Origin of the sequence: Paenibacillus sp. yr247 (assembly GCF_900103825.1) — a bacterium.
Taxonomy (GTDB): domain Bacteria; phylum Bacillota; class Bacilli; order Paenibacillales; family NBRC-103111; genus Paenibacillus_E.
Genome location: NZ_FNIF01000064.1, coordinates 1 through 7,271, shown reverse-complemented (window position 1 = coordinate 7,271; position 7,271 = coordinate 1). Strand labels below are relative to the sequence as shown.

The 7,271-nt window shown below is 38.9% G+C and carries 6 protein-coding genes and 1 pseudogene; all 7 read right to left on the bottom strand.

Annotated elements, in window-relative coordinates:
• A pseudogene (locus BLT91_RS32475) lies at positions 1 to 201 on the bottom strand (carbonic anhydrase); the annotation flags it as partial.
• A gap of 412 nt (positions 202 to 613) precedes the next feature.
• A complete protein-coding gene (locus BLT91_RS30210) occupies positions 614 to 826 on the bottom strand; it encodes a hypothetical protein (protein WP_090827945.1) in 213 nt (70 codons plus the stop codon).
• A 692-nt stretch (positions 827 to 1,518) separates the two neighbouring features.
• Positions 1,519 to 1,848, bottom strand: coding sequence for a chaperone CsaA (gene csaA / locus BLT91_RS30205; protein WP_090827943.1), 330 nt, complete (start codon positions 1,846 to 1,848; stop codon positions 1,519 to 1,521).
• 163 nt (positions 1,849 to 2,011) lie between these two features.
• Positions 2,012 to 2,581: a nucleotidyltransferase domain-containing protein gene (locus tag BLT91_RS30200; protein ID WP_090827941.1), complete on the bottom strand. Its 570-nt coding sequence runs from the start codon at positions 2,579 to 2,581 to the stop codon at positions 2,012 to 2,014.
• 157 nt (positions 2,582 to 2,738) lie between these two features.
• Positions 2,739 to 3,500 (bottom strand): SDR family NAD(P)-dependent oxidoreductase, encoded by a 762-nt coding sequence (locus tag BLT91_RS30195; protein ID WP_090827939.1) that lies wholly within the window; start codon positions 3,498 to 3,500, stop codon positions 2,739 to 2,741.
• An 833-nt stretch (positions 3,501 to 4,333) separates the two neighbouring features.
• A complete protein-coding gene (locus tag BLT91_RS30185; protein ID WP_090827935.1) occupies positions 4,334 to 5,089 on the bottom strand; it encodes an SGNH/GDSL hydrolase family protein in 756 nt (251 codons plus the stop codon).
• A 221-nt stretch (positions 5,090 to 5,310) separates the two neighbouring features.
• The gene (locus BLT91_RS30180) at positions 5,311 to 6,141 is read right to left on the bottom strand and encodes a helix-turn-helix domain-containing protein (protein ID WP_090827933.1); all 831 of its coding nucleotides are present in this window, start codon (positions 6,139 to 6,141) and stop codon (positions 5,311 to 5,313) included.
• Positions 6,142 to 7,271: the final 1,130 nt, after the last annotated feature.

Genomic DNA, 7,271 nt, shown 5'->3' with positions numbered 1-7,271 from the left:
AATCGCTCCAGCATCTTTAATGATTTTGGAATTTCCATCCTTAATATTTAACGCTCGGGGAAGAAGGTCGGTAAGCCTTGAGTCCATACAAGTTACAACAACCATCTTTCTATCTTTGAATCTAGATGCTTTATATTTTTCAAATTCCTTCTTCTCTACAAACTCCGAGTTAAAGTGTAACATATCATAAAGTCGGTCCAAGCTTCTCACCTCAATTTCTCTCTTGATATCTTATAATCTTATCATAACCTACGAAGCACCCTCAACATGCCAAACCGGTTCTTATTAGATGGTTTCGATAAATGAATCTAGTCAAAGCAAAAGAACCATCAGAAGCGCTACCAGTACGCAACTGACGATACTGTCGTAATGATTGGTAATGTAGGATTTTGAACCTCTGTCCAGTACTTAAATGTTAACCGTTTGTTGGTCTTTGTCTCTCCCTACAACCTACCATGCCATCATAAAATCTGTCATTCGTCACGGTATGCTGCCCGTTAACTGAGCAAAGGGCTACCACTCTGCAGCCCTTTCGTTTTGAACTATCGTTCGCCGTTAGTTCAACGACGTGTAACAAAATCCCCTCAGATATATACTTGCCCTAATTTTATTCTCAATTTCTAAACCAAGGTATTACTTTCCAGTTACTTTCAATCTCATTTATTTGATTAAATTCAAGTATGAAATGTACATTCACATTATTACTAGATTCATTCGGATCAAACATTTGTATTATTTTAGTCTTATATATTCCATTAACTATTTCAAAAACACAATCCTCTAACTCCTCTTCAGGTAAAACAACATCTTCAAACTGTGCACCCATAGTTAAACTCTCGTAATTTATAAGACACAACCTACCATCGGTTACTTCAATTTTACCTTCAATTTCCCTGTAGCCTGTTAATTTAGAAACTTTATTACTAATCCTGAATCGTCTGAAATTTGAAATAACTTCAAATTAATTCCCCCATATAGTTTTGTTTTTTAGTCATGGATCCCGCGGATAATCATGTTGGGTTTTCAACTAGCGTAATATTTAAAGTATGCGCAAATATTATGATATTGGAAATATTCGGTTATGTAGTTGAACTCTCCTGCCCGTTAACGCAGCAAAGAGCTGCAACGCGGCAGCCCCGCTAATCTTTGAATTAGTGTTTATTATGATAAATATTAATTAGTGTGGCACCAACAACTAACGTTGAAATAACCACAATACAAAGGAATATTGCACTTTCAGAGAATCCGATGGATTGAATCTTATCATACAAGAAAATTAATTCGATAAGTAAAAGAGCAATCCAAATACAGGCATGCCTTCTCAACATATGAATCCTCCTAAGTGTATTCTTATTGCAGTTGTATGTTGCAATATTATATTGCGCTATAGTTCTCCGTTAGCCATCCATGCCCCTCATGAGGCACCACAGATTAATGAAAATTCGCATCGTGATTGGTTACTTTCAGGGTAGTTCAATTAAATTTATACCTTTAGTGATATTCAGTATCCACTAATACTCATGCAACTGGTGTACCGTTTTTAACTGGTTCATCTGGTTTTAAGAGAACCACATCACCTTCTGCTGGAATACCCCCGATAACCAACACCTCTGATTTAAAACCTGTGATACGTCTAATAGGAAAATTCATTACTGCGATTACTTGACGTCCAATAAGTTGTTCTGATTCATATCTTTTTGTAATCTGAGCAGATGAGTTTTTAATTCCAATCTCACCAAAATCGATTTCTAATTTTATTGCAGGTTTTCGAGCTTCAGGAAAAGGTTCTGCTTTAATTACAGTACCGACACGGATATCTAATTTCATAAAATCCTCAATTGTAACCACGATTTTATCCTCCATCATTTTACAGTTACGCAAATTTTACAATATTACTATTAATAATTAAAGGTAATAAATTTATTAAGCAATCCTGCCAGTTAAAACAGAAGGCTGCCGTTCTATGCTGTCGGCAGCCTTCTCCTGATGTCTATTGAGCTATAGTTCTCCGTTAGCTCAATAATTCAATCCAGGGATGCTCAGTATATATTAGCTTCAGTGAATATTGAAGCCATTGTTTTTGCTCTATACTCATGTATTCATAAATGTTTCTAAAGTCTATCTCGTCTTTTGGTCTTGGATTTTTCGATTTGTATAATAAAGTAATTTCTGGGCTTAGAAAAGGTATCCCGCTATTTGTAGTCAAAATTGTTTTATTAAATTCTCGTTGTATTCGAGTATCTCTACGGTATATCCAATATTCAGCATTAGATTCATTTAAAAGTATTTCTATTTTCTCAAATCCTTTTTCTGCATAGGTTTCATGTATAGGGGGTACTAATATCTCATTTCTTTTCCATGGGGTTATAATTCCGTTTTGGACCTTATTAAAATTCCAATCATTCAAATACTCTCTAATAACTAATTGGTCGGTTCTATATATAATGATTTCAATATCGTCATGGTCCCTTGTTGCTTTTCCTAGAAAAAGGTCAATTGACCATCCCCCAGCAATTGCCCAAGGTTTTTTGAAACTAAGCATTGTTTCGTTAAGTACGATGCATTTTTTGATTGTTGTCACCTCTGTATTTTAGTTCTTTCCAAATGCTCCGCATTCCTGCCCGTTAACGCAATAAAGGCTGCCGAAACGGCAGCCAAAGGTTCATTTAAGTAACGTCTCCCGGATCCAGCCGACAAACGTATTATAATAGCTCACAGGCTCTGTCCTCCTGACTTGTTTAGATTGCAGGCATTACATTGCCGCCGGTGACCGGAATATAAGCCCCCGTTATAAAGCTAGCGAGATCGGATGCTAAGAAAGCTACAACATTGGCGATCTCTTGATCGGTCCCCCTGCGCTTCAACGCAACGTTTTGCTCATACGAAGCGCTGCGCTCCGTACCTGCAGCTCTGACCTTGTCGCTGACGGTCCATCCGGGAGCAACCTGATTGACAGTGATTTGATGCTCACCAATTTCTTTGGCTAGAATCCTGTATAACCCATCCATACCACGCTTACCAGCCACATACGCCGACTGCGTCGGAAAGTTCTGCATGGAGCATTCAGTGTTAATGCCAATGAATCGTCCTTGCTTTCGTTCGATCATAGCCGGCAGGAACGCTTTGGCCAAATGAACACTTTGCATTACGCATGACTCGAATTGACTGAGATAATCCTCGGGGCTTTGCTCGAGTACGCTCGTCCACTGGTATTGAATAACCGCATTGGCCACCACAATGTCAACGTGCTGCATCTGCTGCGTAATGGCTTCCTTCATGGTCGCGATGGAGCTCCCATCTGTAACATCGGCTTGCACTGCAATCGCTCTTTGACCAATGGCCTCAATTTCACGAACAAGCTCTTGCGCCTTAGCCTCATTCTTAAGATAATGAATCACCAAATCTGCTCCGCAAGCCGCCAATGTTATTGCCATAACTCGGCCCAATTCACCTGTAGCGCCGGTAACTAGAACTGTTTTATTCGTTAAATCGATATGCATACAATACACTCCCCCCGAGTCTTAGAAAGCCGAGTTTTCATTTCTATGTAACCATGATTATAAAAAAGTACATTCAAATATGATTAATCTCAGCAATTGAACCGTTACGAACGAGTTGAGTTCAATTATCCAGGAAATCAGCAAGAAGCAGCTATCAAAAACAAATGTATAATTTTGGACGTTTCAGCCAAAGCGTTGAGAACAAATCCGCTCGACTATCCGAACAATCTGGACCTGACGTAATAAAACTGTAAATAAAACGATGAAGCCTGTTGACCGGCTACAAATAGAATAGTTAGTATGCCAGCAACCGGGTATTTATGAAGCTATCGTTTTGCGTTAGTTCAACAACAATTGTCCTCAATCCTTTTCTCTCAAGGACTTAAATGGAAAAAGCAGGTTTATCGCTGTGGCTACGATAAACAGAATTATCATCATCAACCATCCATTAATTCTTGGCATTAAAAAAAGAATTGACATCGCAACTATATACATAGTTAGCCAAACTAAGAAGGGATAATAACGCTTTATTGGGAATAATCGCCTCCCCAATATTTCGCCCCCCCTAACAAGCAGAAGGAATAATAATATTTTAACAAAATCGTTATTAAAAAATTGCATACATGATTCTCCAAGTATTCATTTTTTTCTTGTTATTATCACCAACCACTTGACAATTAATCTAAACAAAAAAAACCTTCAAACATTGCCATCGCCAAATGTGACTATTTCGCATAACTGCCCGTTACTTCAACGGACAACGGCAGCCGATCGTGTGCCGGCTGCCGTCATGTGATGATTGAACTATAGTTCCTCTCAGAGTTTGGGGCTTCCTATAGACCAAGTGCCTCTATGCCTATTTCCGCAAGAATTTTCTGGCCTTCGATCGTTGGATGAACGTCATTTGGCCGCACATAGAGATTCTGTTTGTCCTTAAATGCCAAATACGCATTGGCTAACGCGAGATTATCAATGCCCGAGCTTTTAAGCGAATCAATTAAGGATGCCAAGTTATTATTGACTAGTTGGGTCAGCAGTAACTCCGAATAGGTGTACATCGGTTGATTGGTGACCTGATAGGGATTATAAATGTTATAGACCGCAATAGGAGCATCCGTCAAAGACCGGATTTCTAAAATCGTATTTTTAAGTTTATATAACAGGTTGGGAACGACAACATTCTGCAAGTTCTGTTGCAGTGCTGCTATGTTTAAAACCCCATTATTTGTGGCGGCAGCGACTGCTTGCAGCAAGTCATTGTTTCCGATGTCCAGCGTTATGTAATCGGCATGTTTCACGTCTTGACGGATCAGTTTATCTTGCTGTACGACGTCCAATAACTGGATTGATGTAATACCAGGTATTGCCAGATCGTTAACTTTAAGCTTCGCATCCTGTTTCATTAGATAAGGGAACGCGAACTCTGAAGGGGTCTCATTATCCACCCCTAAATTATACCCGTACGTGATGGAATCTCCCAAAGCCACAAGCTGATTCCTTGCTTGATCGCTCTTGGCCCAGGCGGAAGATGAGAACAATGTACCTGCCATTATAGCGATCGCGATCGTTGTTGCAACCTTTTTCATCATTTAATTGAAACACTCCTTCTTGTACGAATGTGTCTCTCATTATAGTTGAACCAGATATAAGATAATGTCGAAATAGATAATATGAAAATTATTTTTTATGCAAAGTGTGATTACAGGTCCTAACCACGGGTGCCACCACGCTAAACTGCCCGTTACTTTAAGAGGCTGCCGATTGATGCCGGCAACCTCTTAAAGGTTTCTTATTGCACAAACGTTTCCCGTTAATTTAGTGTGGAAATTTTTTGTGCAATAACTTTAGTCATTGCATGTTTATGAGGAATCCCCGACGAATTGCAATCAAATACAATTTCCGAACTATCTTCGATAAGCCAGTCTTGATAATGTGCAAGTAATTCACCAGAATGCCATTTAAACGCATTGGGTTCCTTTTCAGGCGGGGGTGCTATAAAGGGCTTAGTTACAAATACATTAAGCGAATGAAAGCCATTTTGGCTTGTAAACTTTTTGTAATTATTAAATAACTCATCACGATACTCCGGTTTTATATAATTTAAAACGCCACTAGAATAGATGATGTCGAAATTAGAATCCAAGCGAAAATCCAAAATATCTGCTTTAAACACATTAACGTGCACACCAATTTTATCAGCGAGCCTTTTGGTCTTTTCAATACCAGCATCGGATATATCAAATGCCGTAACATCGTATCCATTTCTTGCGAAAAACACAGAATCTTTCCCCTCACCACAACCAATATCTAACAACTTTAGATGTTTAGTCGGTGGCACTAATTGGATGAGTCGATAACATGTTGAATTCGGTTCAACCCCCCAATAGTACCCCTGTATTTTGTATTCCTCCTCATAAATAGATACTTGTTCATTTTGCGATACATACCCGATAAGTTTGTCGATATTTACCCCCAAAGCTTTTGATAACTCGGGCATTACAGATATATCAGGCATTGTCTGAGCGTTTTCCCACTTTGAAACTGCTTGAAAACTAAGCCCGAGTCTTTGCGCGAGCCCTTCTTGTGTTAATCCTCTTTCCTTTCGGTATCTGCTTATGTTTCTTGCCAATGTCTCTTTCATAAATTTTTCACGCTCCTTGTTTAATTCAAATTCTAATTGATGTTATACGGAATGAACAATAACCGCGTATTTGAGTTTTTATAATATTCAACCCGCAGTTGAACTAAGCTTTCTAAATGTAAGCAATATTTCGCAATACTGCCCTTTAACCTAATCAAAACAAGGAGCAGCTGCCGTGGCAGATTGCTCCTTGTTTTGGTTGAACTATCGTTCTGCGTTAGCGTAAGGGACGTTTATTTTTGAACCTCAATTTAACTCTCCATATTATTAAGATTAATATTGAGAAAACAAAAGCAATTATCAGTAATGATTTATTTTTCCAAGCGGATTCTGTTAATTGGTTGAGAGCGTGAATATCTTTGTTTGCCTCAGTAATCAGTTTATTGCCGTTACAAATACTGGTGGATTCTTTTCCTTTAAGATTTTCTGTATAAACTAGATACTTATTTCCTACTTCAAATTCTGTCCCACACATACCATAGAACCCACTATACACATATCCATCTGTGAGATTGCCCTTCCAAACCTTATCCGCACTAAAAATGTTCCCGCCATCTTTATCTTTGCTTATTAGCGTACCTGTGAATACTACACTAGATAGTTCAAATCTTTTTTAGATGCCTGGATTGCCGCAACTACATGCATACGCCATATTAGGGCGTAGTACATTCAAACTGAATATAATACAAATAAATAAAATAACAGCTAAGTTTTTTTTATTCAAACTATCACCTCACTCCAGTTTGTGCAGTCGAAAATATAGACGCAATTTGGAAATTATTGTTGCACTATCCTGCCCGTTCGTATTATGAGGTCACCAGATCTTTCTGGTCGACCTCTTTTTTGAAAGGTCGTAAGATAGCGGTAGCCGGGGATCGAACGTTTCTGCCCGTGGGACTTGGATCCCGAGAGCTATTCAGTTCATCCCCCCTACTTGTTCAACCATGGTTAGGCTGGTTGGGACATGAATCCCGTATCACATGCGATAGTGTGGAAGACAAGAAGGTTAGGGGTTGCCGGTGAAAATACTACAGGAGTGATGTTATGAATCCAGTCATTGGTTTGGATGTATCAAAGGGAGAGAGCCATGCACAAGCTTTTTTAGACCGTGGAGTACCTCATGGGAAGAT